Origin of the sequence: Desulfuromonas acetexigens (assembly GCF_900111775.1) — a bacterium.
In the GTDB taxonomy this organism is placed as follows: domain Bacteria; phylum Desulfobacterota; class Desulfuromonadia; order Desulfuromonadales; family Trichloromonadaceae; genus Trichloromonas; species Trichloromonas acetexigens.
The window spans coordinates 18,997-42,757 of record NZ_FOJJ01000040.1 but is presented as its reverse complement, the minus strand read 5'-3'; the positions used below and the strand labels follow the sequence as shown (position 1 = coordinate 42,757).

Genomic DNA, 23,761 nt, shown 5'->3' with positions numbered 1-23,761 from the left:
CATGGTAATTGAGGCCGGCGTGATTTTCGCGATCGGCGTGGTGCTCGGCCTTTCCTTCAATGCACGGGTGGTGCTGGATGCCTTTGCCGGTCGTCTGAGCACAGTCGCGGCGCCGTCTTCCAGCGGCGAAGGGGTGCAATCCACCGTGGAGTTCCAGGCATTTCCCCTGCCGGTGATGTTGGAGGAAGTCCGCGAACTTCTGGCGGGTGGCGCCTTGGCGGTCGATGCCCGAGCCGCCGAAGTGTACGCCGAAGGGCATCTGCCCAAAGCCTTCGTCTTTCCCATTGGGGAATATGAGCAGATGTTGCCGGAATTTCTCGAGCGGGTGCCGAAAGATACGACACTGATTCTCTATTGCAGCGGTTTCGGCTGCCCCGACTCCTTCGATCTCGGCGAACGGTTGCTGGCCGAAGGCTACCTCGACGTGCGGGTGTACGAAGGGGGCTTCCCCGAGTGGCGGGATGCCGGGCTGCCGGTGGAAAAGGAGGCGCCATGAGCCGCGCCGGTACCTATTTCTATCACTTCTGTCGATTGGCCCTGGGCGGGGTCTACCTCTATGCCGGCATCGTCAAATCCGCCGATGTCGTCGTCTTTGCCCGTGACGTCGCCAATTATCAGCTCCTTCCCTATGCCTGGAACTATCTGGTGGCGGCGACTCTCCCCTACGTGGAGACGGTGGCCGCGCTGCTTCTTCTCTGCAACCGTAAGGTGCGGCCGGCGGCGCTGGTTCTGACCGGGCTGACCCTGGTCTTCATAGTCGCCTTGACCACCGTTCTGGCGCGGGGGCTCGATATCGACTGCGGCTGTTTCAACCCCGGCCAAGGCCATACCTCCGCCGGGATCGCCCTGCTGCGCGATGCCTTCCTGCTCATTCCGGCCCTGGTGACCCTGCGTCTGTCGGGGAGAATGTCGAAGTCCTAAGTGGATGTGCTGCTGATCAACCCGCCGGCGGGCAAGCCCAGCGAGCCCCCCCTGGGACTGGCGGTGCTCCTCGGCCATCTGCGCTCCCAGGGCCTGACGGCCGACGCCATCGACGCCAATCTCGACGCCTGCCTTTTTCTGCTTGATGAAGACCGCTTGCGCCGCGCCGCCGGAGCCAACCCACCGACGGCGTTGCGCCGGGCGGTCAAGCATGCCGCTCGCTCCCTGGCCTTGCTTCGCTCCCCCGCCGCCTGCGTCCTCTTTGACCGCTACCAAAGTGCCGTCCACCACCTCGATGGGGCCCTCTCGGCCTATCGCGGCGCCGCCGGCGACGAGCGTTACAGCCTCGGCGATTACCGTCACGGCGGTCTTTCCGAGTTCGTCCCGGCCGATCTGGAGCGGGGCTCCCGGGGGGAGGTCGGAACGCTCTTTGACGACTATTTTCGGGAGGTACTCCTCCCCCGGATTTCCGCAGCGGCACCGCGTCTGCTCGCCATTTCCGTCAACTATCTGCATCAGGCGCTGCCGGCCTTCGCCCTGGCCGGATTGTTGCGTCGCGTCTTCCCCGACATTCCGGTAGTCGGCGGCGGCGGCCTGTTCAGTTCCTGGCGGAGCCTGCTCCGGGAACAGAATCTCCGTTTTTCCGCCTTTTCGCGCATCGTTTTCGGCCCCGGCGAGGCGAGTCTCAACGCCCTCGCCGAAGGGCGGGTCGGCGCGGACTATTTTCTCGAAGATGGCGCGGCCCTCGCCTTCGCGCCCGATTTCAGTTTCGCGGATCTCGCCGCCTATCTCTCCCCGGTGCCGGTGCTGCCGGTGAGCGCCAGCCGAGGCTGCTACTGGCGACGCTGCCTCTTCTGCCCGGAAGCGGCCTCGCCGACCCACCCCTACGGCGCTTACCCCGGCGCCTTCGTCAAACTGCTGCGGGGGCTGGCCACGCGCTACGGCGTCCACCATTTTCATCTCACCGACAATGCCCTGCCAGTCGGTATCTTACAGGAGTTGGCCGCCCAGCCGCAGGCCATGGCCGGACTCGGCTGGCACGGCTTCGTTCGTTTCGAGCAGGAACTGCTCGATCGCGATTTTGTTCAAAAACTGGCCGTGAGCGGCTGCCGCATGCTGCAGCTGGGGCTGGAGAGCGGCTCGCAGGCGGTGCTCGACCGGCTGCAAAAGGGCACCCGCGTCGAACAGGTGGCGCGGATGCTGGAGAATCTTCATGGGGCGGGGATTCGCACCTACGTCTATGTCATGCTCGGCACCCCCGGCGAGACGGAAGAGGATGCGGAACGGACCCTGCATTTTCTCGAAGCGCAGGGGGAGATGATCGACTATCTCAATATTGCGATCATGAACCTCCCCCGCGAGTCGCAGCTGCTTGCCGACCCGGCCGCCGCCGGCATTGCCGCCTCGGCGCCACTGGCCGAGGATGCCCCTTTGGGGCTCTATCGCTCCTTTGTTTCATCCACCGGTTGGGGACGGAGCGAAGCCCGGCGCTTCCTGCACAGGCAGCTCCTCGGCTCGCCCATCATCCGCGCCGCCGTCAACCGCGTTCCATCCGGCTTCACCTCGAACCATGCCTTTCTGTTCAATGGTTGAGGGGCGTTGTGATAGTGGGTCGATTTTAATCGTAAGGGCGCAGCATGCTGCGCCCTTACATGGCTACGCGATACGCATATTGAACCCGGGCGACCCATGGGTCGCCCCTACCGCGAAATCCTCTTGAATCGTTACATTGAGGCCCATTCCACAAGGGGCGCAGCATGCTGCGCCCTTACATGAAAGTTTGATCCGTTCATGGAAGACTGGCAAAAAAATCTGGCGCAGAGCCTGACCACTCCCGAGCAGTTGGCCGCCCATTTTCCTGTGGATGTCGCCACTCTCGCCCTGGTGGTGGAGCGCTACCCCATGCGCATCACCCCCCATTATTTCCGCCTGATCCGCGCGGTCGGCGACCCGATCTGGCGGCAGTGCGTTCCCGATCCCCGGGAGTTGGACGATCTCGATCAACCGGAAGACCCCCTGGCCGAGGAATCCCTTTCCCCCGTTCCCCATCTGGTTCATCGTTATCCCGATCGCGCCCTCTTTCTCGTTTCCGGCACCTGCGCCGGCTATTGCCGCTTCTGCACCCGCAAGCGCAAGGTCGGCTGCGCGACGATGCGCGTGACCATGGGGGATGTTCGCGCCGGGCTCGACTATATTGCCCGCACCCCGCAAATTCGCGACGTCATCCTCTCCGGCGGCGATCCGCTACTGATGTCCGATCTGCTGCTCAAGGAGATTCTCGACGGCCTGAGCCGTATCCCCCATCTCGACCTGGTTCGCATCGGCAGCCGGGTGCCGGTGATGTTGCCGGAGCGCATCACCGAGCGCCTCTGTGCGCTGCTGCGGTGCTGCTGTCCCCTCTATCTCAATACCCACTTCAACCATCCACGGGAAATCACCCCCGAGGCGGCCGAGGCCTGCGCCCGGCTCGCCGACGCCGGGGTGCAGCTCGGCAATCAGACGGTGCTGCTCAAGGGGGTGAACGACGACCCCGAAGTGCTGCGCGAACTCTTTCGCGGGCTGCTGAAAATCCGAGTGCGACCTTATTATCTCCATCATATGGATCTGACCCGGGGCACCGGCCACTTCCGTACCGCCATCGCCGACGGCGTCGCCATCCTCGAATCGCTGCGCGGCACCCTTTCGGGTTTGGCCATCCCCCAGTACGTCATCGACCTGCCCGGCGGCAAGGGCAAGGTGCCGGTCTGCCCCGACTATGTGCAACGGATGGGGGATGAAGTCTGGGTGCGCACGCCGGAGGGTGGGCGCATTCGCTTTCCGGAGGTGCGGGGATAACGAGGGGTTACGAGCAGGGCGAGGCGGGAGTCTCGCCCTGAGTCGTTCAGGGGGCGCGGGGGGGCTTTGGGGAGATTTACAGATCTTCCGGGGTGAAGGCGACGACTTCGTCGATGGTTTGGGCGCCGGTGAGGAGCATGACCAGGCGGTCGACGCCGAGGGCAATGCCGGCGGCTTCGGGGAGGAGGGCGAGTTCGGAGAGGAATTTTTCGGGGGTGGGATAGGGGGTTTTGCCGAGGCGGCGGCGCTCGGCTTCTTCCTGCTCGAAGCGGCGGCGCTGCTCGTCGGGGTCGGTCAGTTCAGAAAAGGCGTTGGCCAGCTCCATCCCTTGGATATAGAGCTCGAAGCGCTCCGCCAGTTGCGGATTCTCGGGCTTGCGTCGGGCGAGGGCGGCGTGGGTCGCGGGATAGTCGAGGAGGAAGGTCGGGCGTTCGGTTCCTAAGCGCGGTTCGATTTCGAGGGCGATGATTTCGTCGAAACGCTCCGTCGCCAGGGCCTCGTCCAGGGGCAGCGAACCGTAGCGGGTGAAGGCCTCGGCGACGGTCAGTCGCTCCCAGGGCGAGGTCAGATCGATTCCGGCCAGTTGCCCTTCCGGGCAGAGGCTGGCGAAGAGCGCTTCGCAATCGTCCATCAGCGCCCGGTAGTCGCAGCCGCTGCGATACCATTCGAGCATGGTGTATTCGGGGAGATGGCGGCGGCCTCGCTCCCCCTGGCGCCAGCAGCGACAGATCTGGAAGAGGCGGGGGTAGCCGGCGGCGAGCAGGCGCTTCATGCACAGTTCGGGGCTGGTGTGCAGAAAGCCGTCGTCGCAGGCCAAGGCGTCGATGTGTAGCTCCGGGGCGTTGCCGGGAATCCGGTGCGGCGTCTCCACTTCGAGAAAATCCCCGGCCACGAAAAAGGCCCGGATCGTCTGCACGATCCGGGCACGTTTTTCCAGGGTGGGCCGTTTTCTGGCCAGGGCCCAGTTGGGTTCCATCTTATTCCTTGACCCGGGTCACGTATTCGCCGGTGCGGGTGTCGATCTGGATCAGGTCGTCAGTTTCGACGAAGGAGGGCACGGCCAGGTTGTAGCCGCTCTCGACGGTCGCCGGTTTGTTGTTGCCGGCGGCGGTGTCGCCTTTGACCCAGGGATCGGCGTGGGTGACGCGCAGGTTGACAAAGTTGGGGAGGGTGATGCCGATGCCCCGGCCGTTGAAGAGCAGGATCTTCACTTCCATATTGTCTTTGAGAAAGTAATGATCGTCCCCCAGGGTCTCTTCGCTCAGGGATACCTGCTCGTAATTCTTCGTGTCCATAAAGACGTAGCCGCTGTCGTCCTGGTAGAGGTATTGCATCTCTCGGTCTTCCAGGGCCGCCGGCTCGAAGCTCTCGCCCGAGCGGTAGGTGCGGTCGTAGATGTTGCCGGTGATCATGTTGCGCATCTTGCACTTGTAAAGAGCCTGCCCCTTGCCGGGCTTGGTGAAGTCGAATTGGGTGATAACGTAAGGCTCGCCGTCGACCATCAGCTTAAGCCCTTTTTTCAGATCGGCGCAGGTGTACATGGTGGAGCTCCTTCTATGTGAGAATGGGATTGGTTGCCAAAAGGGGCATATTAAAGCACAGGGGCAAGGCCTTTGTCATGGAAAAATTCGCGATTGGCGATTGTCTCTCTCCCCCATTTTGTGCTAATTTCTTGCGCCCGTTTTTATAAAGCCCCCTCGTCAAGGAGATTTTCCCATCATGCTTACGACTGCCGATTTCAAGCGCGGACTGGTGATCCAGCTCGACAACGCCCCCTGCCTCATTCTCGACTACACGACCCAGTCCCCCTCGGCCCGGGGCGGCAACACCCTGGTCAAAGCCAAGTACCGCAACCTGCTCACCGCCCAGGTGCTGGAGAAGACCTTCAAGGCCGGCGACAAGGTCGACGAGGCCGATTTCGAGCGGCGCAAGGGCCAGTTCCTTTATCCTTCCGGCGACGGCGGCGTCTTTATGGATCTGGAAAACTACGAGCAGTACGAGATCGGCGAGGAACTGTTCGAGCCGATTCAGGGCTATCTGCTCGAAGGGGCCGATGTGCAACTCGGCGTCTTTCAGGGGCGGGTGGTGAGCATCGATCCGCCGATGATCGTGGAACTGAACGTCACCGAAACCGCCCCGGCGATCAAAAACGCCACCGCCACCGCCCAGACCAAGGAAGCCCTGCTCGAAACCGGTCTGCGTATTCAGGTACCGGGCTACCTCGAAACCGGGGAACGCATCAAGGTCGATACCCGTGAAGGGCGTTTCGTCTCGCGGGCGTAATTCCCCGGTGGAAATATTGGCAGCAAAAAGGGCGGAGCTCCCACAGGGTGTTCCGCTTTTTGCATTTATCCTGCTGACTTTGCTTGAGGGCGATTTAACCCTTTGCGCCGATCGTCCGGCTGTTGTATAAACGGCCATTGGGGTCGGTTTAAAACATTATTTTGTGAGTTGTTATGCTCGATTTCGTTTGGATTCTTCCGGTTTTCTGGGGCGTGGTTTTGCTTGTGTGGCTGGCCCTGCAGCGGCGGAAGGCCGCACGGCGCACGGCGGAGGCCTCGGTGAAGGATGCGCGGAAGTTTCCTCGCGGTGACGTCCACTGGCCGGTTTCGATCGAGACGCGTACCGGCACCCGCCAGGGGGTGACGGGCAATGCCTCCCCCTCGGGGCTCTTTATCTGTCTCGACCCGCCCCTGGAATTGGGCCAACTTTTCTCGATGACGATCCTGGGACCGAGGTCGCGGGAAATAAAGGTCAAGGCCCGGGTCGTATGGTCGCTGTCGGGGACAAAGGAAAGCGAAGCCCAGACGGTCCCCGGCATGGGCATCATGTTTACCGAAATTTCGCAGGAGGACCGGATTTTTCTGCGGACTCTCGGCGGAACGGCGGATTAATGAGCTCGCCGCGGTCGCGTCAGAAAAGAGTTGACAGGCGCTGCCGTCTTCGATATAAAGGCCGCCTTTACAGTTGGAACAGGCACGTAGCTCAGTGGGAGAGCACTACCTTGACACGGTAGGGGTCGGCGGTTCAATCCCGCCCGTGCCTACCAGCTGAATCAGGCTGGAAACTACAAAAGACACCTTCGCGGGTGTCTTTTTCCGTTTCTGGGGTTATATCGGGTATACTCTATGGGTTTTTAAGGCCGGAAGGTTCGCACAGTGAACCGATGTTATTGAATTAACCCTGTCGATATCCCAAAGGATCGCTTTTATGGCCAAGAAAATCTTTATCGCTTCGACCGGACAGAATTCAGGCAAGACCACCACCAGCATTTCCCTTATCCATCTGGCGAAACAGAAATACGGGAAGGTCGGCTTCATCAAGCCCTTCGGTCCCAAGCCGACGGTCTTTCAGGGGCGGACCATGGACAAGGATGCCGCGCTGATGGCCGGGGTTTTCGAGTTGACCGATGATCTCGATTTCATGTCGCCGGTGGTGTTGCACGGCGATTCGACCCGCCGCGTTCTCGATGGGGAACTCTCCGCCGATGCTTTCCTCGCCGATATTCGCAACGCCGTGGCGGAGTTGGAAAAGCGCTGCGATTTTCTGGTAATCGAAGGCTCCGGACACAGCGGCGTCGGTTCGGTGATCGGCATGAGCAACGCCCGTATCGCCAAGGAGGTACAGGCGCCGGTGATGATTATCGCCGGCGGCGGTATCGGTAATACCTTTGACTCGGTGAGCCTCAACCTGGCTCTCTTCCGCCAGGAGCAGGTGGAGGTCAAGCTGGTGCTGCTCAACAAGCTCATTCCGAGCAAGCGCCAATCCAGCCTCGATTACCTGCGCCGTGCTTTCGGCCCCCAGCCCTTCCGTGTCGACGGCGGCTTCAACTATTCGCCGGTGCTCGCCAACCCGACCTTGTTGCGCATCGCCAAGATTCTTGACGCCCCCTTGCGCGGTGATCTGCGTGAGGCGACCCGTATCGCCCACCATGTGCAGTTGGGCGCCGCCTCAGCCCAGCGCGTCGCCGATCTGCTCAAGGATTCGAGTCTGGTGATGGTCAACAGCTCCCGCGATGAACTAATGGTGATGCTCGCCTCGCTCTACAAGCTGCCCGAGTACCGCAAAAAGATCGCCGGTCTGGTCATCCCCGGGCTGGCGCCGGTGCAGGCGATCACCCAGAAGATTCTCGACGACAGCCATGTCCCCTACATTCGCACGGAGATGACCAACTCCGAGGCCTTTCTGCGGGTCACCAGCGACGTTTCCAAGATTACCGTCGAAGACCGGGAAAAGATCGATCTGATCAAATCCCTCTCCGAAACGGAGATCGACTTTGCCGCCATCGACGCCCTTTTGTAACTTCGCTTGGTTTTTTCCCGGCACAAAAAAACGGCCCCCCATTTCGGGAGGCCGTTTTTTTGTCTGCAAGCCGGATTTTTCGACGGCGTTACTTCTCCGCGCGGCTTTTGCCGGTGCGCAGGGGGTCGCCTTCGTAGCCCAGAGCCTTCCAGTCCATGCGTGCCTGGTCGCCGTGGCAGTCGAGGCAACCGAGTGCCTCTTCCTTGGGCGAAACCATGTGGTTGATGGCCCAGTACATCTTGGTTTCGGCGAAGCCGATGTCCCCGCTGAAGGGGAGATTGCTCGCGGCCATGCCGAGTTTGGCGGCCTGGTCCCAATCGTAGGTCTTCCAGAAACCGTCGTCGCCGAAGACCTTGGGGGTAATCAGGATGTTGTGCTTTTTATCGTAGGGCTGCTTACCGGTATGGACCTTGAACGGGAAGATCTTCGCCTTGGCGTCGGTGATCTCCCCTTTCGGGTAGCTCAGCAAGGTTTCCTTGCTAGGATCCATTTTGTCGCCAAGGAGGTAGGCGCCGGCCGAACCGTTATACCAGGCATAGGTGGGAACGATCTTCTTGCCCCAGGTGAAATGCCCTTTGGCCTTGGTGTAGGTCGAGCGGCCGTACTCGTCCTTCTCTTCCTTGAAATCCTTCCCCGCCGTCGACCAGTCCCAGGACGTTTTCGTCGCCTCTTCCTTGGCGAAGACGGGAATATGGCAGGTCTGGCAGGCGACTGCCGCGCCGTGCTGGTTGAGGACGCTTTCCTTGTGCGGCGCTTCGGTGTGGCATTTTTCGCAGCCGATGTGCGACGCGTTGCCCGGGGAGACGACCATGGCGTTGCCGGTGATGTGATGCCCGGAGGTCTCATGGCAGGTCTGGCAGGTGAAATCGTTGCCGTCGGCGGCCATGTGCACATCCACGGACTTCTCGGGATATTCCATGCTCGAATCGAGATCGCCGTGCTTCACGGCGTCGCCGCCGCCGCCGAAGAAGTGACAGCTGCCGCAGTTTTCCCGCTTGGGTGCACCGACGTTGCGGGCGACATACATCAGATCGACAGCTTCATCGGGATGCCCGGCGCCGGTCGCGGTCTTTTTATAGGAACCGGTGGTGTCGTGGCAGACCAGGCAGTCGATGTTTTCGGCCTTGGTGAAATCGAAAGAGGCGTCTTTCCAGCCGTAGCCGATGTGACAACTGGTGCAGCGCGGCCAGTTGGCGTTGACTGAAACGCAGAAATTGTTGATCGCATTCGTTTTGCCGCGATTGACTTTTTTGCCGTCGATTTCCTGGGGGGCCGACCAGGTCCAGTGGCTCGACTTCATCACCTCGGTGGCGGCATCTTCATGACACTCGAGGCATTTGGCCGTCACTTCCGGCCCGCTCTTGAAGGGCTTGTCGAAAAACTCGCTGTGATCGGTGGCAAAGGCCGCCGTGGCAGTCGCCGCAACAAAAGTCAGGGCCAGTAGCAGGGTGTGTGGCAATTTGACGTTCCTCATCCATTCCTCCGTGGTTTAGGGCGGGGGCTGTGCCGCCGCCGCGTTCCCTGGCGGGAAGAGATCCCCCTCCCCATCGTATATTTTAATCTTTATAACTCAGCCCAGATTGGCCAGTCAATCCCTATATTCAGATAAAAATATAAATTAAAACAATGATATTTATCCGTTTTCATCCTGTTGTGGAATGAACCTTGGGAATCACGACAAGGAGGGCGGAGCGGGGAAGGATGGAGTGGGGCGGGAAAACGCGGGGGGAGCAGCCTAGAGGCATGCTCCCCCCGTGGGAAATGGGTCAGTTTTCCGTAAGGACATGTTCGTCGTAGATCTTCTCGATCTTGATCTTATGCCCCTTTTCGACGTCGGCGAAGACGTTGAGCACCTTTTGCAGTTGCGGATCTTCGACGGAAGCGGCCGCGTTGGTGTAGAGCTGATAAGCGTTTTCCTCGGCCTTCATGGCGTAGATGAGGATTTCCTGATAAGTCATGTCCGGTTTGAGGGGAACATCGGCCAGGTACTGGCTGATCTTCAGGTCGGAAATTTTGATCTTTTTGTAATGTTCGGCCTTTTCCACACTCATCTTGCCGAAGACTTCCTTGTGCCCCGCTTCCTCGCGAGCCATTTCCTCGAACATTTTCTTGGCCGAGATGCTTTTGGAAATCGCCGCGGCATTTTTGTAAAGATTGTAGGCCGCCTCTTCCTGTTTCACGGCGAATTTGATGATATCGTCCATGGTTACGAATGACATGCGCATCTCCTTTTTTAATTAAAACAAGCTATTCTTCGACTTCTTCGAAATTATCCTTCCCGGCGCCACATTCAGGGCAAGTATCGGGGGGCTCGGATCCTTCGTGAATATAGTCACAGATAACACAACGCCATTTTTTCATCTTTCCTCCTTGTGATTGTTCATGGGCACGATGGTTCCTGTTGGCCGGGACGGCGCCATGCCGTTCAGGCAATCGGGACAGAGTCCGGTGAATTGGACGGAGTAATTCAGCAGGCGAAAACCATGGCTGTCGCGGGGAGTCTGCATCAGGTCGCGGTCTTCGAAACCGTCGAAATCGATGAGCAGTCCGCAGCCGACGCAGATGAGGTGGGCGTGGCGGCTGGTGTCGGCGTCGAAACGGGCGCGGGATTCGTGGGTACTGATTTTTTGCGCCACGCCAATTTTTACCAGGGTTTCGAGAACCCGGTAGACCGTCGTCCGGGAAATCCCGGGGATCAGCAGCTTGACGTCCTCGAAGAGTTCGTCGGCGCTCGGATGATTGTCACGGCGGGCAAGGGCTTCGAGGACCGCCTGTCGTTGTGGGGTTACGGGGAGCCCGTTAAGTCGACAGGCCTTGGTCAGTTCCTGGATTTTCAGATAAGCATAATGGGTCTGATGATTTTTCATGGATGCTACAATATTGCAATAAGGTGGGGCTGTCAATGGCAAATCCGCCGGTTTTCAGAGGGTATTGAGCAGTTTGCGGAACTCCTCGGCGGGAACGGGTCGGCTGAAATAGTAGCCCTGCACTTCGTGGCACCCCTGCTGGTGGAGGAAATCGCGCTGATCGTTGGTTTCGACCCCCTCGGCAATCACGCGTAAGTCCAGGTTGTGGGCCATGCCGATGATCGTTTTGATGATTGGGGCCGCGTCCTTTTGTGTCGCCAGCCCCTGCAGGAAGCTGTGATCGATCTTGAGCCGGTCGATAGGCAGCCGTTGCAGGTTGCGCAGGGATGAGATCCCTGTGCCGAAATCGTCGATGGCGATGGAGATGCCGATGCGTTTCAACTCCTCGAAGCGTTCGGCGGCGGTAGGAAGATCGCTGCTGATGATATTTTCCGTGACCTCCACTTCCAGATCCCGGGGGGAAAGACCGGTCTCGTCGAGAACCCGGCAAATCGTTTCAACGAGCCGGAAATGCTTGAGCTGCCGGCCGGAAAGGTTGACGGCTACACGGGGGGCGGGGAGTCCCGCCTCCCGCCAGGCGCGGAGTTGGGTGCAGGCATTGCGTAGCACCCATTCGCCGATGGGCAGGATCAGCCCGGTTTCCTCGGCCAAGGGGAGGAAATCGGCGGGACGCAGCAGACCCAGTTCCGGATTCATCCAGCGCAGAAAGACCTCCATGCCGACGATTTTCCCGGAATGCAGTTCGGTCTGCTCCTGGTAGCAGAGGTGGAACTCGTCCCGTTCCAGGGCTTGCACCAGCCCTTGTTCGAGGGTGATGCGCTGTAACACCTGCTGGTGCATTTCCGCCGAGAAAAAATGATAGGTGTTGCGCCCCCCCTCCTTGGCCCGGTACATCGCCATGTCGGCACAACGCAGCAGGCTGTCCGCTTCCTTGCCGTCATCGGGAAAGAGGGCGATGCCGATGCTGGTCGAAGGGAAAATTTCCTGTCCTTCGATGGTGACTGGTCGGGAGAGGGTCTGGAGGATCTTGCGGGCAATCTGCGTCAAGCCCTTGGTTGCGGGCGCCGGTTGCACCAGGACGACGAACTCGTCACCGCCGAGGCGGGCAACGGTGTCACTTTTACGCACCGTTTCTCGCAAACGCTCGGCTACGATCTTGAGCAATTTGTCGCCGGCGGCATGCCCCAGGCTGTCGTTGACGAGCTTGAAGCGGTCGAGATCGAGAAAAAGGACGGCAGTACGCAGATCATCCCGTTTGGCGGCGATCAGGCCCTGGGTGAGGCGGTCGAGCAGAAGCATGCGATTGGGCAGGCCGGTCAGGGGGTCGTACTGGGCGAGGCGCTGAATGGCCTGTTCGGCCAGCTTCAGTTCGGTGATATTTTCATGGGCAATCACGATACGAACAGGTCCTTCTCCGGAAAAACGGCTGACCCGACCGTTGAACCAACCCTGGTGGTCGGGAGTGTGACAGGGATATTCGAGGGAGAACTCGATGAGGGAACCGTTCATGACGGCGCGGATGCCTTGCGAGTAGGCTTCGGCCTCCTGGGCGCCCTGACCGGTGGCGCGGTCACAGACCTGAAGGTAGTTGACCCCTTCGCACAGACGCTCGGGCTGGGAGCTGTGGGCGGCGGCGAAGTCCCGCCAGGCCTTGTTGACGGCGATGATCGTTCCTTCTTCATCGAGAATGGCGATATTCTGCGGCAGGGCATCGACGATATCGCGAGAGAAGCGCTCCGATTCCAGCAAGGCCCACTCCAGCTGCTTGCGTCGGGTGATGTCTTCCATCAGAACGAGGATGCCTGCGGCATTGCCGTCGCCGTCGGGCAGCGGGGAGGCCGACCAGCTGACATCGATCAGCCCGCCGGATTTGGTGGGATGGCGTTTTTCCTGGTTGGTCAAGGTTTCGCCGGTCAGGGCGCGGGAAAACTCCTGATCGTAATGATGGTGAGAGTCGCCGTGCAGTTCCGCGCCGGTCCGCCCGAGAACTTCCGCGGCACGCCAGCCGAGCATTTTTTCAGCGGCACGATTCCAGAGAAGGATGTGGCCCTCGGAATCAAAACCGATCATCGCCAGGGGCCAGGCCTCCAGCAACTCAAGCAGGGCCGTGTGCAGTCGCTCGTGAAGTAATCCCGCCGTTTCTTTCATGTACCGACCCTGGAGCCGCGATTCGGTAAACTTCGTCGAACCGACCCCGTCAAGAGGGAAGAAAGATGATAGTCGTGATCAAGTATAACATTCTTCGGAAACGGCGCATGTGTATGGCAATCTATTCATGAAGGTAGGGGCCGGAGGAGCCTTCCGGCTCCCCGGCTTGGCACCGCTGGTGGTTACTGAAGTGAGTCGGGAGAAATGAGCCGCAGCAGGTCACGGGCCGCGTTTTCCGGCGCGGGGGCGGCGAGGACGGCACCGATGCAGGCAGCGCGAGAACAGCCGGCGGTAGTCAGTTCAGGGATGCGCGCGGCGTTGACGCCGCCGAGGGGGAAGACGGGGAGGGGGGCGTCGGCACAGGCCTGGCGCAAGGCATCGAGACCGACCGGCGCGCCGTAGGGGGCTTTGGAGGGAGTGAACCAGACCGGGCCGAAGGTGACGAAATCGGCACCTTCGCGAGCGGCGCGGGAGATTTCCTCTTGGTGATGGGTGGAGAGGCCGATCAGCTTCGTTGGGCCGAGGAGGGCGCGGGCCTCGGCGACGGGCAGGGAGTGGCCGCCGAGATGGACGCCGTCGGCCGCCACCGCCAGAGCCAGGTCGATGCGGTCGTTGATCAGCAGTTTCGCGCCGAATTCGCTGGTCAGGCTCCGCAGTTCGCGGGCCAGGGGAAGCAGCTCCCGGGCGGTGAGATCCTTCTCCCGCAACTGCACGGCCCGCACCCCGCCGCGCAGGGCGGCGCGCACCGCGGAAAGCAGATCGCCGCCGGGAACCTGGCGGCGATCGGTGATCAGATAAAGGTTGAAATCGACGGGATTGGCCATGATTGATTGTTTTCCGCGGGAGGGGGCGGCCACAGGGGGCCGCCCCTACACCGCCTTGCTGTGGTCGAGAAAGGCGCCGTCCCAATCCTTCCACACCGCCTCGTAACCGCTGGCACGGATCAGCCGGCAGACTTCCTCGGGGCTGCGGTCGTCGTCGATGGCGAACTGCTGGGTGCTCAGATCCTTGTCGGCATAGCCGCCGGGGGCGGTGCAGGAACCGGCGCTCATCTGGGTGATCCCCAGGGGGAGCAGGTTGTTTCGCAGGGCCGCGCTCTCGCGGGTGGAAAGGACCAGCCCGGCGTCGGGCAGGAGCAGGCGCAGGGTGCAGAGCAGCTGGACGAAGTGGCGATCGGAGACCGGGTGCAGGGGCTGGAAACCGCCGTCCGCCGGGCGGATGCGGGGAAAGGAGACGCTCACCTGGGTACGCCAGTAATGGCGGGAGAGGTGCAGGGCGTGCAGGCCGAGGAAGAAGGCTTCACTGCGGAACTCACCGAGGCCGAGGAGAAAGCCGAGGCCGATGCGGCGCAGACCGGCGGCTCCCCCGCGCTCGGGGGTGAGCAGACGAAAATCGTAGTCGCGTTTCTTGCCGAAGGGGTGCATTTCCTGGTACAGAGCGCGGTCGTAGGTTTCCTGGTAGACGGTCAGACCGTCGACCCCCGCTTCGACCATCTGCCGGTAGCCTTCGGTTTCCATCGGGTAGACCTCGATGGAAATCGAACTGAACAACGGCTGAATGCGACGTACGCAGGCGGCCAGGTAGTCGTTGTCCACCGCCTTCGGCGATTCGCCGGTGACCAGCAGGATATGGCGGAAACCGAGATCGTACAGCACCTTGGCCTCGGTCCAGACCTCGTCGAGGCTCAGGGTGCGGCGCGGCACCTGGTTGCTGGCGGAAAAACCGCAGTAGCGGCAGCCGTTGGTGCAGAGGTTGGAGATGTACAGCGGGGCGTACATCAGGATGTTTTTCCCGAAGCGCTGCAAGGTCAGCCGGTTGGCGCGGGCCGCCATCTCTTCGAGATAGCCGGCGGCGGCCGGCGACAGCAGCGCCTGCAAATCGTCGGGCCGCAACCGCTCCGCCGCCAGCGCCCGCTCCACGTCGCTAGAGGTCTTGGCCTCGATGCTTTCGCGCACCTGCTGGGGATCATACTGGTTGATAATGTCGAGAAATGTCATTTTGTTTAACACCTTAAAATCGGCCTCGCGCCCGCTCCTTACAGTCGCTAGAGCTCGCAGAGGACACAGAGAAAACCCTAAAGCTTTAAGGTCTTGTTTTTACTCTGCGCTCTCTGCGAACTCTAGTGAGCGCAGCGAACGGGCGAGAGACGCCTATGTTTACTCCCGCAGAAACCCGGTCAGCGGGCTCGAGGCTTCGGCTTTCTGACGCTGTTCGCCGAGACCGGCGAGGAAGGCTTCGCGTCCGGCTTCCACGCCTTTTTTGAAGGCCGCCGCCATCTTCCCGGGATTGGGCGTTACCGCCAGGGCGGTGTTGACCAGGACCGCGTCGGCCCCCATTTCCATGGCCAGGGCGGCGTGGGAGGGGGCACCGAGACCGGCGTCGACCACTACCGGGACGATCGCCTGCTCGATGATGATGGCGATGCTGTCGGCGGTGCGCACCCCCTTGTTGGTACCGATCGGCGCGCCCAGGGGCATGACGGTGGCGGTGCCGACTTCCTGCAGGCGCTTGGCTAGCACCGGGTCGGCGTTGATGTAGGGAAGGACGGTGAAGCCCTCCTTGACCAGGATTTCCGCCGCCTTCAGGGTTTCGATGGGGTCGGGGAGCAGATAGTAGGGGTCGGGGGTGACCTCCAGCTTGATCCAGGGCTCGCAGCCGGCGGCCCGGGCCAGTCGCGCCAGGCGCACGGCCTCCTCGGCATCCCGGGCGCCGCTGGTATTGGGCAGCAACAGGTATTTTTTCGGGTCGATGTGCTTGAGCATGGCATCCCCGGGATTGTCGATGTCGACCCGGCGCAGAGCGACGGTGACGATTTCGCAGCCCGATTGCTCCATGGCTAGGGCCATCAGTTCGTTGGAGGCGAATTTGCCGGTGCCGACCAGCAGGCGCGAGTTGAATTTGCGCCCGGCGATAATCAGTTCATCCATTGTCTTTATCCTCATGTGGGGGCGAACCTTGTGTTCGCCCTAATCTGTTTTGCTCGAGTTGCCGATACTTACCCGCCGCCGACGAACTGAACGATTTCCAGCACGTCGCCATCGCGCAAAGGGGTGGCGGCAAAATTCCCCATCAGGAGCACGACCCGGTTGTGTTCGACCGCGACCCGGTTCGGATCCAGGTTCAGACTGTCGAGGAGGGCGGCGACGGTGGAAATGTTGTCGAGCGAGCGGGGCTTGCCGTTGAGGGTGATGTTCATGATGGTTTTCCTTGTTTCAGGCCGGTTCTTCGCCGAGCAGCAGACGCAGCACGGCGTTGGCCTGGTGATGGGCGGCGATGCCGACCCGCGGCGCCATCAGCCCTTCGCCGGGGCGGGCGGCGGTTTCGCCGTCGCCGATCAGGTAGAGGTTGGCGGCAGCGCGGCGGGTAAGGATGGTGTTGGACGGGCCGAAACCGGCCATCCCCGAGCCCATGACCAGTGGCTTGCCCGGCACCTTGCTCAGAAAAACTTGGGCAAGCATCGCTTTCTGGTCGGCGGCGTCGAAGGCTTCGACCAAGACATCCACTGCGGCGAAGCGGGCGGGAATGTTCTCCGGCGTCAGTCGTTCGTTGTGGGCCGTGACCCGGACGTAGGGGTTGATCCGCGTAAGGTTGTCGCGCAAAGCCAGAACCTTGGGCAGGCCGATTTGGTCGACGAAATACTGCTGACGGTTGAGGTTGGAGGGCTCGACCACATCGAAGTCGGCGAGAATCAGATGCCCCACGCCAGTGCGGGCCAGAGCTACGGCGATGGCCGAGCCGAGGCCGCCGCAACCGGCGATGCCGACCGTCGCACTCTTGATCCGGGCATGGACGCCGGGGGTGTGGCGGGCGGCGAGCAAGGCTTCCAGGTCTTCGGCGGCGGGAATTTCCCCGCGGCGGATGAAGACCACGCGGTCGCCGGGGGCCAAAGAGACGTCCTCCCTTTCCGGATGGCCGTTGCGGATGCAGAGGTCGGCCTCGGGCTTGACGGCATCCCGCAGTTGCGCCAGGGTGGTGCCGGCGGCGATCTCGGTGGGGCGTTCGTTGATTTCAATCTGCATAACGTAAAAAAGCCGCTCGATGAAAGCGGCCTTGGCCGGGAGATTGCTCTCTCGGTGGGCGCCGCTTCCCTACGCCGGTATAATCCGGATCAGGTTCAAAGGGTCATCCTGTTGCCAGGACTCTCAGTGGTTCACTCCCCTAGGGCGTTACAAATTGTGCTTCGCACGCTAACAGAAGCGCAAAGCCGAGTCAACGGTTTTCCGGTGGAAGGTTTTCGTTGTTTTCCCGGGGGGATTTAACTAGTATGGTGCCCTTGCAACCCGGAATCAGCGGACTCCGGAAGGTCAGCTAAGGAGCATAGTCGATGAGCATTTCCGATCGTTATAGAGAATTGGTGGTAGATGTCCAGGCCGTGTTGGCGGAGATGACCGGCGCGTCCGGCGAAGAGGAAGGGCGGGAGCTGCGGGAGGTCCGCAGGGCGACGGAAGGGATTTCGGAACTCTACGAGGCGGTGGGAGAAATTCCCCGTATTCGTCTGGAGGCCGATCTGACCCCGGTGCTGCTGAAAGCCCACAATCAGCTCGATCGCGCCCGCCTTCTGCTGGAAGAACAGGGCGCTGCCGACCGCGCCGCCGGCATCTGGGAGCTGGAGCAGAAAATTTACCGGTTGCTCAACGACCTGTAGGGACAGTCCCCCCGTGGCTGCCCTACAGCCCCTGAATAACCCGGTTCCAGCGCGTTAGCAGCTCGGTGCGCATCGATTCCGGCATGGTCGGCAGGAAGGGTCTTTCTTCCTGCCGGCTTTGTTTCAGGGCTTCGGGGTCGGGCCAGAAGCCGACCGCCAGCCCGGCGAGGAAGGCCGCGCCGAGGGCGGTGGTGTCGAGCAGGGCCGGGCGGATGACCGGCGTTTCAAGCAGATCGGCCTGCAACTGCATGAGCAGATTGTTGCCGGCGGCGCCGCCGTCGACTTTGAGGTGGCGCAGAGGGTGGCCGAGATCCTCGCTCATGGCCCGGACCAGATCGTGGATCTGCAGGGCGATCCCTTCGAGGGTGGCGCGGGCCAGATGGGCGGAGGTCGTCCCCCGGGTGATGCCGTGGATGACGCCGCGCACCTCGCTCTTCCAGTGCGGGGCGCCGAGGCCGGTGAGGGCGGGGACGAAGACCAGTCCGGCGCTGTCCGGCACCGAGGCGGCCAAAGGTTCGATCTCCGCCGCGTTCTGGATCAGGCCCAGGCCGTCCCGTAGCCATTGCACCGCCGCGCCGGCGATGAAGGCGCTTCCTTCCAGGGCGTAACGAGCCTCCTCCCCGATCTGCCAGGCGACGGTGGTGAGCAGGCCGTTGCGGCTCACGACCGGCCGGTTGCCGGTGTTTTCCAGCAGAAAGGCGCCGGTGCCGTAGGTGCATTTGGCCTCCCCCGTCTCGAAGCAGAGCTGGCCGAAAAGGGCCGACTGCTGGTCCCCGGCGATGCCGGCGATGGGGATGCCGTCGGGAAGGACGTCGAGCCCCCGGGTATGACCGTGGATGTCGGCGGAAGGGCGGATTTCCGGGAGCAGTCGCGGGGGGATGTCGAGAATCCCCAGCAGTTCCTCGTCCCAGGCTAGGGTGTGCAGATTCATCAGCAACGTGCGCGAGGCGTTGGAAACGTCGGTGAGATGGCAGGCACCGCCGCTCAGGCGCCAGGCGAGGAAGCTGTCGACGGTGCCGAAGGCGAGCCGGCCGCTATCGGCCTGCCGTCGCAGTTCGGGAAAGCGGCGCAGCATCCAGGCGAGCTTGGTGCCGGAAAAGTAGGGGTCGAGAACCAGCCCGGTCTTTTCGCGAAAGAGCGGCTCAAGCCCGCGTTCCTTCAGTTCCCGGCAGATTTCGGCGCTGCGCCGGCATTGCCAGACGATGGCGTTATGCGCCGGTCGGCCGCTGTCCCGCTCCCAGAGCAGGGTGGTTTCCCGCTGGTTGGTGATGCCGATGGCGGCGATCTCTGTCCCGCCGATTCCGCTTTGCCCCAGCACCCGGCGAATCGCCTGGATGACGGAAAACCAGATTTCCTCTGGATCGTGCTCGACCCAGCCCGGTTGGGGGTAGTGTTGGGGAAAGTCGACGGTCGTCTTGCCGCGCACCTGAAGGTCGCGGTCGATGAGCAGGGCGGTGGTGCCCGTCGTTCCCTGGTCGATGGCGAGGATGTATTGGCTCATCGGTCCCTCCCGGCGCTGGGGGTGAAAGGTGCGAAGAGCATATAATGGCGGGATTGAAGCGTCAAGGTGGCATGGTTGTTGCTCAAAATGTGGGCTCTGGGCGACAAGGACCGCAGGGTAACCAAGACAGGAGATTTGTTCGATGCATCGCAAACTGACCAATATTTTTTACGAAGTGCGTGACCCGGTCCTCGGCTGGGACGACATCGGCGGCTATGCCGACGTCAAGGAGACCCTCAAGGAGATGGTCTGCCTGCCGCTGAAAAAGCCGGAAATGCTCAAGCTGCACAACCTCGGCATTCCCGCCGGGGTGATGATGTGGGGGCCCTTGGGCACCGGCATCACCATGCTCGCCGAAGCCTGTGCCAAGGAGGCGGGGGTTTCCTTTGTCTACATCTCCGGCCAGGAGATGCTCGGCAAGGGGCCGGAACTGGTCGAGGCCTTCGACTGCGCCGTGCACGAGGCTCCCTGTGTCCTCTTCGTCTCCGACTGCGAATGGCTCTGCCCCCGAGCCGGCTGCGATTACGAGTGGAGCCCCGGCAACCTGCGGGCGATCCCGCCGACCTTTGCCGACAAGGAACTGAACCGCCTCTTCATCGAGCAGATCGACCGCATCAATCAGGTGCCGAACGTCATGCTCCTCGGCTCCTGCTACCGCATCGACACCGTCGATCAGGCGTTGATCAAAGAGAAAAAACGGTTCAACCGCAAGGTCTTCGTTCATCCCCCCACTGCCATCGACCGCCTCGGCATGCTCAATATCTACATGGATAAAATGCCCAATCTCGCTCCCGGTATCGATCGGCGCGAGTTGGCGGAGCGAGCCGAGGGCTACGTCGGCTGGGATATCGAGAGCCTCTGCAAGCGGGCCACGGTCAACGCCATCAAGGAAGATTCCGCGGTGGTCACCCAGGAGCATTTCACCCGGGCGCTGAAGGAGGTTCGTCAGTTTCTGACTCCGGACATGACGGCTAAATATTTTGAAATCCGCGAGCAGGACTGTCCGCATCACTACGAGTTTTGAATGATGAATGATGAATGATGAATGATGAATGATGAATCGGGTGGGCGGGAAAGTGAGATGTCGATAGGCCGGGAATTTTTCGCGGATATCTATGCCCTTCACGGGCATCGTTGCCCGATGAGCACCCTCGGCGGGCGACTCGGTCGGGCGGCGACGGCGCATGTCGATTCCCTGCGGCGGCGGGCGGTCTACCATATCGACACCTGCGCCCTTGACGGCATTCGCGTCGCCACCGGCTGCCATGAAATACGGGTAGTCGACGAGGGGCGGCATGTGCTCGATCTGTTCGATGACCGCAACGGCCGGGGCGTTCGCGTCGCCTTGCGCCCGGAGGCGTTGGCCATCGCCGGGGAGTACCGCCGTCTCGACGATGCCCTCGACCGCGACCGCGCCGGGCTCGACCCCACCACCCTGGCGGCGCGGCAGTCGGAAGTGAACCAAGTGCTCGATAAGGTACTGGAACAGCTCTGGACGCTCCCCGATGAGGTGCTGCTGGAAATTGCCCCGACCGAGCTCGATCCCGTCACCCTGCTGGAGCGCTGAGCCCGATGCCCGATTCCATTCTGTTACAGATCCTCACCGTCATCTGGGAAGAAATCACCCGCATGTGGTGGTTTTTTCTCCTCTCCATCGTCCTGGTCGGGTTGATCAAGGGCTACCGTCTCGATCTGCGTATCCGCGATTCCATCAACCGCGCCGGGGCTTACGGCATCGTCCTGGCGGTAGCCGTCGGCATGGTTTCCCCTCTGTGCGCCTGCGGCATCCTGCCCATCGTCATTTCCCTGGCGCTGATGGGTACCCCCATCGCGCCGCTCATGGCCCTGCTTACCACCTCGCCGGTGATGGGGCCGGACGCGTTGCTGCTGACCTACCGTGGCCTGGGGATGGAGTTCGCCGTGCTCAAGGTCGTCGGCGCCGCCGTCCTCGGCCTGGCCGCCGGCTTTGTCACCCAGGCGCTGGTGAACCAGGGGTGGCTCGCCGGGAATCTGGTGCGCCTTAAACCGATCTACCGCGATGACGGCAGCCTCGCCCCGGCCGCCGAGATCGGCGCCGCCGCCGGCATCGAGGTCAAGACCATGCGCATTGTCCCCCGGGCGAGCAAGCTGCGTTTCATCCTCGACCGCACCCTCGACGCCGGCCTCTTCGTCGGCAAGTTCCTGCTCTTGGCCATCGTTCTCGAAGCCCTCATCGTCACGTTGGTGCCGATGTCCTGGATTACCCTGCTGGCCGGGCAGAAGAGCGTCTTTTCAGTGCTGGTCGCCGCCGTTGTCGGCCTGCCGCTACCGACCAACCAGATTCCCATCATCCCCATCCTCCACGGCCTGCTGGAGCGGGGGATGGATCGCGGGGCCGCCTTTACCCTGCTCATGGCCGGGCCGGTCTCCAGCATCCCGGCGCTCATCGCCCTCTTCGGCCTCTTCCGCAAACGGGTGGTGCTGACCTTTCTCGCCGTGGGCCTTTCCGTTTCGGTGCTGCTCGGCTGGCTGTATCAGCTGTTTGCGTGAGGTAAGAGGTTCCCCCCCCTTTGAAAAAGGGGGGCGGGGGGGGGATTTGACCCCCTCGTTTTTGATGAACTTTCGCCCGCCGGTTCCCTGTTGTCGACGGTTTTCCGCCAGTTTTCGCGAGGTCTCCGTGCGCTTGCTTCTGCTTTTGATCCTGCTCTTCGGTGCCTGTGCCCCGCAATCCCGCCCGCCTCATTCGCCCCCGCCGCAGGTCTTCGCCAATCTGGAAATTCATCAGGACACCGAATGGTGCGGTTCCGTCGTCATCGACGGCTCCGTCAAAGTTTTCAAAGGGGCAACGCTGCGCATCCAGCCGGGAACGGACATCGCCTTTGTCCGCCGGGACGACGATCGCGACGGACTCGGCGACGGCGTGCTGATCGTCGAGGGGCGCCTGCTGGCTGAGGGGACGAGCGCCGCGCCGATCCGTTTCCGCAGTGCCGCGGCCGCGCCCCAGCCCGGCGACTGGCTGGAAATCCGTGTCGATTTTTCCCGGGAGACGGTGCTGCGCCATTGCGAAATCGCCCATTCCGCCTACACTCTGCACGCCCACTTCACCAAGGGCCGGGTCGAAGACTGCGTCATCCGCCACAACATCGACGGAAGCCGCCTCGGCCAGGCCCGTTTCGTCTTTGCCCACAACCTCATCGAGCACAACGAGGGGAAGGGGATCAACTTCCGCAACTCGACGGTGGAAATCACCCGCAACATCATCCGCCACAACGGCTCGGGGATCTTCCTCTTCGAGAACGATCGCGCGCTCGACATCCGGCACAACAATTTCTACGGCAATCTCGAAAACTTCCGCCTCGGCGATTTTTACACCGGCGATGTGCATCTGCCCGACAACTGGTGGGGAACCGCCGATCCGGAAGAGGCGGCGCAGACCATCTATGATCGCAAGCAGGATCCGGCCATCGGCACGGTGACGCTTGTCCCCGCGCCCGCCTGGATCGAAGGGACCGGTCCGCGCGACGCCCTTATTTTCAAGGAAACCTGGACTTTGGAAACGGGCGGTTTCGTCGATGCGCCGGTGGTCCAGGACGGGGATGAACTCTACGTCGGCGGCTGGGACGGCACCCTTTACGCCCTCGATAGCCGGGGCAACCTCCGCTGGCGGCAAGACCTGGGGGAAGTCATCGACGGCGGCGCGGCTCTCGATGGGGAAAACGTCTACGTCCAGACCTGGGGACGGCAGGTCGTCGCCCTCGACCGAGACCACGGCCAGGTGCGCTGGCGCTTCGACTATCCGCCGTCGACCGCCGATGATCACCGCCAGGGCGGATTGACGCGCGTCGGCGATCTGCTCCTCGTCCCGGCCTGGAACGGCGCCCTCTATGCCCTGGCGGCCAAAAGCGGGGAGTTGCGCTGGGTGCGGGAGATCGGTCGGCCGTTGCGCTGCGCTCCCGCTGTGGCCGGGGAGCGGCTTTATGTGGCGAGCGGCGACGGCACCCTGGCCGCCGTCGGCCTCGACGGCACCCTGCTCTGGCGGGTGAACCACGGAAGTCCGCTGCTCGCGACCCCGGCGCTGGCGGAGGGCGGGCCGCTGGTGGTCGAGCGGGCAGGTCGACTGAGCGCCTACGACGCTGACGGTCATTTGCGTTGGCGACGGGAACTGGGGGAGCCTTGCTACTACGCCGCGCCGCTGGTTGCCGACGGGGCGGTCTACCTGGCCACCGCCGGCGGCACCCTGTGGAAGCTCAATGCCGTCACGGGGACGGTGATCTGGCGCCGCGCCGGGCTGGGCCCGGTCTACGCCACCCCGACCCTTCATGACGGGCGGTTGCTGGTCGGCGACAACGACGGCGTTTTGCACCTCATCGGCGTCGACAGCGGCGAGGAGGTAGCGAACTGGACAGTCGGCGGCGCCATTCAGTCTCCGCCTCTGGTGGTCGGCGATCAGGTTATCTTCGGCGCCCGTGACGGTCGGGTGCATGGGGTGCGTCTGGAGCGGGCGGAAGCTACGGTTGGCAGGTAGGACGAAGGTTTGCGGATGCTGGTGCCTTCATGATGATG

At 62.1% G+C, this 23,761-nt stretch carries 25 protein-coding genes, 1 tRNA gene and 1 riboswitch; of the genes, 13 read left to right on the top strand and 13 right to left on the bottom strand.

Going from position 1 to position 23,761, the window contains the following annotated elements; translation table 11 throughout:
• Window position 1 precedes the first annotated feature (1 nt).
• The 4 genes from BQ4888_RS15875 (at window position 2) to BQ4888_RS15860 (ending at window position 3,756) form a co-directional block, all read left to right on the top strand.
• Complete coding sequence (locus tag BQ4888_RS15875; RefSeq protein WP_170232909.1) at window positions 2-496, top strand: rhodanese-like domain-containing protein; 495 nt, start codon at window positions 2-4, stop codon at window positions 494-496.
• Window positions 493-921 carry a MauE/DoxX family redox-associated membrane protein gene (locus tag BQ4888_RS15870; protein ID WP_092058452.1) on the top strand — a complete coding sequence of 143 codons (429 nt, stop codon included), beginning with the start codon at window positions 493-495 and terminating at the stop codon, window positions 919-921. The genes BQ4888_RS15875 and BQ4888_RS15870 overlap by 4 nt, the downstream gene beginning before the upstream one ends.
• Window positions 922-2,514, top strand: coding sequence for a B12-binding domain-containing radical SAM protein (locus BQ4888_RS15865; protein WP_092058450.1), 1,593 nt, complete (start codon window positions 922-924; stop codon window positions 2,512-2,514).
• Between the two features lie 198 nt (window positions 2,515-2,712).
• Window positions 2,713-3,756 carry a KamA family radical SAM protein gene (locus BQ4888_RS15860; protein WP_092058448.1) on the top strand — a complete coding sequence of 348 codons (1,044 nt, stop codon included), beginning with the start codon at window positions 2,713-2,715 and terminating at the stop codon, window positions 3,754-3,756.
• Between the two features lie 76 nt (window positions 3,757-3,832).
• Here the strand turns inward: BQ4888_RS15860 and BQ4888_RS15855 are convergent, their stop codons facing one another.
• Both BQ4888_RS15855 and efp read right to left on the bottom strand, forming a co-directional pair.
• On the bottom strand, window positions 3,833-4,732 hold the full coding sequence (locus tag BQ4888_RS15855; RefSeq protein WP_092058446.1) for an EF-P lysine aminoacylase GenX: 900 nt from the start codon (window positions 4,730-4,732) through the stop codon (window positions 3,833-3,835).
• Window position 4,733: 1 nt separating this feature from the next.
• Complete coding sequence (gene efp / locus BQ4888_RS15850) at window positions 4,734-5,297, bottom strand: elongation factor P (protein ID WP_092058444.1); 564 nt, start codon at window positions 5,295-5,297, stop codon at window positions 4,734-4,736.
• A gap of 178 nt (window positions 5,298-5,475) precedes the next feature.
• Between efp and BQ4888_RS15845 the strand changes: the two genes are divergently transcribed.
• From BQ4888_RS15845 to BQ4888_RS15830, 4 genes are all read left to right on the top strand, one after another.
• Window positions 5,476-6,039 (top strand): elongation factor P, encoded by a 564-nt coding sequence (locus BQ4888_RS15845; protein ID WP_092058442.1) that lies wholly within the window; start codon window positions 5,476-5,478, stop codon window positions 6,037-6,039.
• A 173-nt stretch (window positions 6,040-6,212) separates the two neighbouring features.
• Window positions 6,213-6,650 carry a PilZ domain-containing protein gene (locus tag BQ4888_RS15840; RefSeq protein WP_092058440.1) on the top strand — a complete coding sequence of 146 codons (438 nt, stop codon included), beginning with the start codon at window positions 6,213-6,215 and terminating at the stop codon, window positions 6,648-6,650.
• Window positions 6,651-6,730: 80 nt separating this feature from the next.
• A tRNA-Val gene (locus BQ4888_RS15835) sits at window positions 6,731-6,805 on the top strand.
• Between the two features lie 161 nt (window positions 6,806-6,966).
• On the top strand, window positions 6,967-8,058 hold the full coding sequence (locus BQ4888_RS15830) for an AAA family ATPase (protein ID WP_092058438.1): 1,092 nt from the start codon (window positions 6,967-6,969) through the stop codon (window positions 8,056-8,058).
• A gap of 88 nt (window positions 8,059-8,146) precedes the next feature.
• On the opposite strand, the gene BQ4888_RS15825 is transcribed toward BQ4888_RS15830, so the two are convergent.
• The 10 genes from BQ4888_RS15825 to thiF all read right to left on the bottom strand — a co-directional run bounded on the left by BQ4888_RS15825 (window position 8,147) and on the right by thiF (window position 17,092).
• A complete protein-coding gene (locus tag BQ4888_RS15825; RefSeq protein WP_092058436.1) occupies window positions 8,147-9,532 on the bottom strand; it encodes a tetrathionate reductase family octaheme c-type cytochrome in 1,386 nt (461 codons plus the stop codon).
• A 292-nt stretch (window positions 9,533-9,824) separates the two neighbouring features.
• The gene (locus BQ4888_RS15820; RefSeq protein WP_092058434.1) at window positions 9,825-10,277 is read right to left on the bottom strand and encodes a ferritin-like domain-containing protein; all 453 of its coding nucleotides are present in this window, start codon (window positions 10,275-10,277) and stop codon (window positions 9,825-9,827) included.
• A 28-nt stretch (window positions 10,278-10,305) separates the two neighbouring features.
• Complete coding sequence (locus BQ4888_RS17915; protein ID WP_092058432.1) at window positions 10,306-10,419, bottom strand: rubredoxin-like domain-containing protein; 114 nt, start codon at window positions 10,417-10,419, stop codon at window positions 10,306-10,308.
• Window positions 10,416-10,925 (bottom strand): Fur family transcriptional regulator, encoded by a 510-nt coding sequence (locus tag BQ4888_RS15810; protein ID WP_092058430.1) that lies wholly within the window; start codon window positions 10,923-10,925, stop codon window positions 10,416-10,418. The genes BQ4888_RS17915 and BQ4888_RS15810 overlap by 4 nt, the downstream gene beginning before the upstream one ends.
• A gap of 54 nt (window positions 10,926-10,979) precedes the next feature.
• Window positions 10,980-13,073 carry a putative bifunctional diguanylate cyclase/phosphodiesterase gene (locus tag BQ4888_RS15805; protein ID WP_092058428.1) on the bottom strand — a complete coding sequence of 698 codons (2,094 nt, stop codon included), beginning with the start codon at window positions 13,071-13,073 and terminating at the stop codon, window positions 10,980-10,982.
• Window positions 13,074-13,255: 182 nt separating this feature from the next.
• Window positions 13,256-13,897 (bottom strand): thiamine phosphate synthase, encoded by a 642-nt coding sequence (thiE, locus tag BQ4888_RS15800; RefSeq protein ID WP_092058426.1) that lies wholly within the window; start codon window positions 13,895-13,897, stop codon window positions 13,256-13,258.
• A 45-nt stretch (window positions 13,898-13,942) separates the two neighbouring features.
• A complete protein-coding gene (thiH, locus tag BQ4888_RS15795) occupies window positions 13,943-15,070 on the bottom strand; it encodes a 2-iminoacetate synthase ThiH (RefSeq protein WP_092058424.1) in 1,128 nt (375 codons plus the stop codon).
• 159 nt (window positions 15,071-15,229) lie between these two features.
• Window positions 15,230-16,000 (bottom strand): thiazole synthase, encoded by a 771-nt coding sequence (locus BQ4888_RS15790; RefSeq protein ID WP_092058422.1) that lies wholly within the window; start codon window positions 15,998-16,000, stop codon window positions 15,230-15,232.
• Between the two features lie 68 nt (window positions 16,001-16,068).
• The gene (gene thiS / locus BQ4888_RS15785) at window positions 16,069-16,269 is read right to left on the bottom strand and encodes a sulfur carrier protein ThiS (RefSeq protein ID WP_092058420.1); all 201 of its coding nucleotides are present in this window, start codon (window positions 16,267-16,269) and stop codon (window positions 16,069-16,071) included.
• Between the two features lie 16 nt (window positions 16,270-16,285).
• Window positions 16,286-17,092, bottom strand: a complete 807-nt coding sequence (gene thiF, locus BQ4888_RS15780; protein ID WP_092058418.1) for a sulfur carrier protein ThiS adenylyltransferase ThiF — start codon at window positions 17,090-17,092, stop codon at window positions 16,286-16,288.
• Between the two features lie 49 nt (window positions 17,093-17,141).
• Window positions 17,142-17,243, bottom strand: a riboswitch (TPP riboswitch).
• Window positions 17,244-17,397: 154 nt separating this feature from the next.
• On the opposite strand from thiF, the gene BQ4888_RS15775 reads away from it, so the two are divergent.
• Window positions 17,398-17,718, top strand: coding sequence for a hypothetical protein (locus tag BQ4888_RS15775; protein WP_092058416.1), 321 nt, complete (start codon window positions 17,398-17,400; stop codon window positions 17,716-17,718).
• 22 nt (window positions 17,719-17,740) lie between these two features.
• Here the strand turns inward: BQ4888_RS15775 and glpK are convergent, their stop codons facing one another.
• Window positions 17,741-19,219 carry a glycerol kinase GlpK gene (gene glpK / locus BQ4888_RS15770; protein ID WP_092058415.1) on the bottom strand — a complete coding sequence of 493 codons (1,479 nt, stop codon included), beginning with the start codon at window positions 19,217-19,219 and terminating at the stop codon, window positions 17,741-17,743.
• Between the two features lie 142 nt (window positions 19,220-19,361).
• On the opposite strand from glpK, the gene BQ4888_RS15765 reads away from it, so the two are divergent.
• From BQ4888_RS15765 to BQ4888_RS15750, 4 genes are all read left to right on the top strand, one after another.
• Window positions 19,362-20,243, top strand: coding sequence for an AAA family ATPase (locus BQ4888_RS15765; protein WP_092058413.1), 882 nt, complete (start codon window positions 19,362-19,364; stop codon window positions 20,241-20,243).
• A 57-nt stretch (window positions 20,244-20,300) separates the two neighbouring features.
• Entirely contained in the window at window positions 20,301-20,786 is a 486-nt protein-coding gene (locus BQ4888_RS15760) for an FmdE family protein (protein ID WP_170232908.1), read from the top strand.
• Between the two features lie 5 nt (window positions 20,787-20,791).
• Window positions 20,792-21,748 carry a permease gene (locus BQ4888_RS15755; protein WP_092058408.1) on the top strand — a complete coding sequence of 319 codons (957 nt, stop codon included), beginning with the start codon at window positions 20,792-20,794 and terminating at the stop codon, window positions 21,746-21,748.
• Window positions 21,749-21,875: 127 nt separating this feature from the next.
• Window positions 21,876-23,723 (top strand): outer membrane protein assembly factor BamB family protein, encoded by a 1,848-nt coding sequence (locus BQ4888_RS15750; protein ID WP_170232907.1) that lies wholly within the window; start codon window positions 21,876-21,878, stop codon window positions 23,721-23,723.
• Window positions 23,724-23,761: the final 38 nt, after the last annotated feature.

What these genes read in the sequence shown, in the direction of transcription:
- thiE (WP_092058426.1), bottom strand. Translation starts at nt 13,897, where the DNA reads ATGGCCAATCCCGTCGATTTCAACCTTTATCTGATCACCGATCGCCGC.
- BQ4888_RS15760 (WP_170232908.1), top strand. Translation starts at nt 20,301, where the DNA reads ATGTCGATAGGCCGGGAATTTTTCGCGGATATCTATGCCCTTCACGGG.
- BQ4888_RS15840 (WP_092058440.1), top strand. Translation starts at nt 6,213, where the DNA reads ATGCTCGATTTCGTTTGGATTCTTCCGGTTTTCTGGGGCGTGGTTTTG.
- BQ4888_RS15870 (WP_092058452.1), top strand. Translation starts at nt 493, where the DNA reads ATGAGCCGCGCCGGTACCTATTTCTATCACTTCTGTCGATTGGCCCTG.
- efp (WP_092058444.1), bottom strand. Translation starts at nt 5,297, where the DNA reads ATGTACACCTGCGCCGATCTGAAAAAAGGGCTTAAGCTGATGGTCGAC.
- glpK (WP_092058415.1), bottom strand. Translation starts at nt 19,219, where the DNA reads ATGAGCCAATACATCCTCGCCATCGACCAGGGAACGACGGGCACCACC.
- BQ4888_RS15765 (WP_092058413.1), top strand. Translation starts at nt 19,362, where the DNA reads ATGCATCGCAAACTGACCAATATTTTTTACGAAGTGCGTGACCCGGTC.
- BQ4888_RS15790 (WP_092058422.1), bottom strand. Translation starts at nt 16,000, where the DNA reads ATGGATGAACTGATTATCGCCGGGCGCAAATTCAACTCGCGCCTGCTG.
- thiH (WP_092058424.1), bottom strand. Translation starts at nt 15,070, where the DNA reads ATGACATTTCTCGACATTATCAACCAGTATGATCCCCAGCAGGTGCGC.
- BQ4888_RS15755 (WP_092058408.1), top strand. Translation starts at nt 20,792, where the DNA reads ATGCCCGATTCCATTCTGTTACAGATCCTCACCGTCATCTGGGAAGAA.
- BQ4888_RS15855 (WP_092058446.1), bottom strand. Translation starts at nt 4,732, where the DNA reads ATGGAACCCAACTGGGCCCTGGCCAGAAAACGGCCCACCCTGGAAAAA.
- BQ4888_RS15875 (WP_170232909.1), top strand. Translation starts at nt 2, where the DNA reads ATGGTAATTGAGGCCGGCGTGATTTTCGCGATCGGCGTGGTGCTCGGC.
- BQ4888_RS15830 (WP_092058438.1), top strand. Translation starts at nt 6,967, where the DNA reads ATGGCCAAGAAAATCTTTATCGCTTCGACCGGACAGAATTCAGGCAAG.
- BQ4888_RS15860 (WP_092058448.1), top strand. Translation starts at nt 2,713, where the DNA reads ATGGAAGACTGGCAAAAAAATCTGGCGCAGAGCCTGACCACTCCCGAG.
- BQ4888_RS15845 (WP_092058442.1), top strand. Translation starts at nt 5,476, where the DNA reads ATGCTTACGACTGCCGATTTCAAGCGCGGACTGGTGATCCAGCTCGAC.
- BQ4888_RS15825 (WP_092058436.1), bottom strand. Translation starts at nt 9,532, where the DNA reads ATGAGGAACGTCAAATTGCCACACACCCTGCTACTGGCCCTGACTTTT.
- BQ4888_RS15820 (WP_092058434.1), bottom strand. Translation starts at nt 10,277, where the DNA reads ATGTCATTCGTAACCATGGACGATATCATCAAATTCGCCGTGAAACAG.
- BQ4888_RS15810 (WP_092058430.1), bottom strand. Translation starts at nt 10,925, where the DNA reads ATGAAAAATCATCAGACCCATTATGCTTATCTGAAAATCCAGGAACTG.
- BQ4888_RS17915 (WP_092058432.1), bottom strand. Translation starts at nt 10,419, where the DNA reads ATGAAAAAATGGCGTTGTGTTATCTGTGACTATATTCACGAAGGATCC.
- thiF (WP_092058418.1), bottom strand. Translation starts at nt 17,092, where the DNA reads ATGCAGATTGAAATCAACGAACGCCCCACCGAGATCGCCGCCGGCACC.
- BQ4888_RS15775 (WP_092058416.1), top strand. Translation starts at nt 17,398, where the DNA reads ATGAGCATTTCCGATCGTTATAGAGAATTGGTGGTAGATGTCCAGGCC.
- thiS (WP_092058420.1), bottom strand. Translation starts at nt 16,269, where the DNA reads ATGAACATCACCCTCAACGGCAAGCCCCGCTCGCTCGACAACATTTCC.
- BQ4888_RS15805 (WP_092058428.1), bottom strand. Translation starts at nt 13,073, where the DNA reads ATGAAAGAAACGGCGGGATTACTTCACGAGCGACTGCACACGGCCCTG.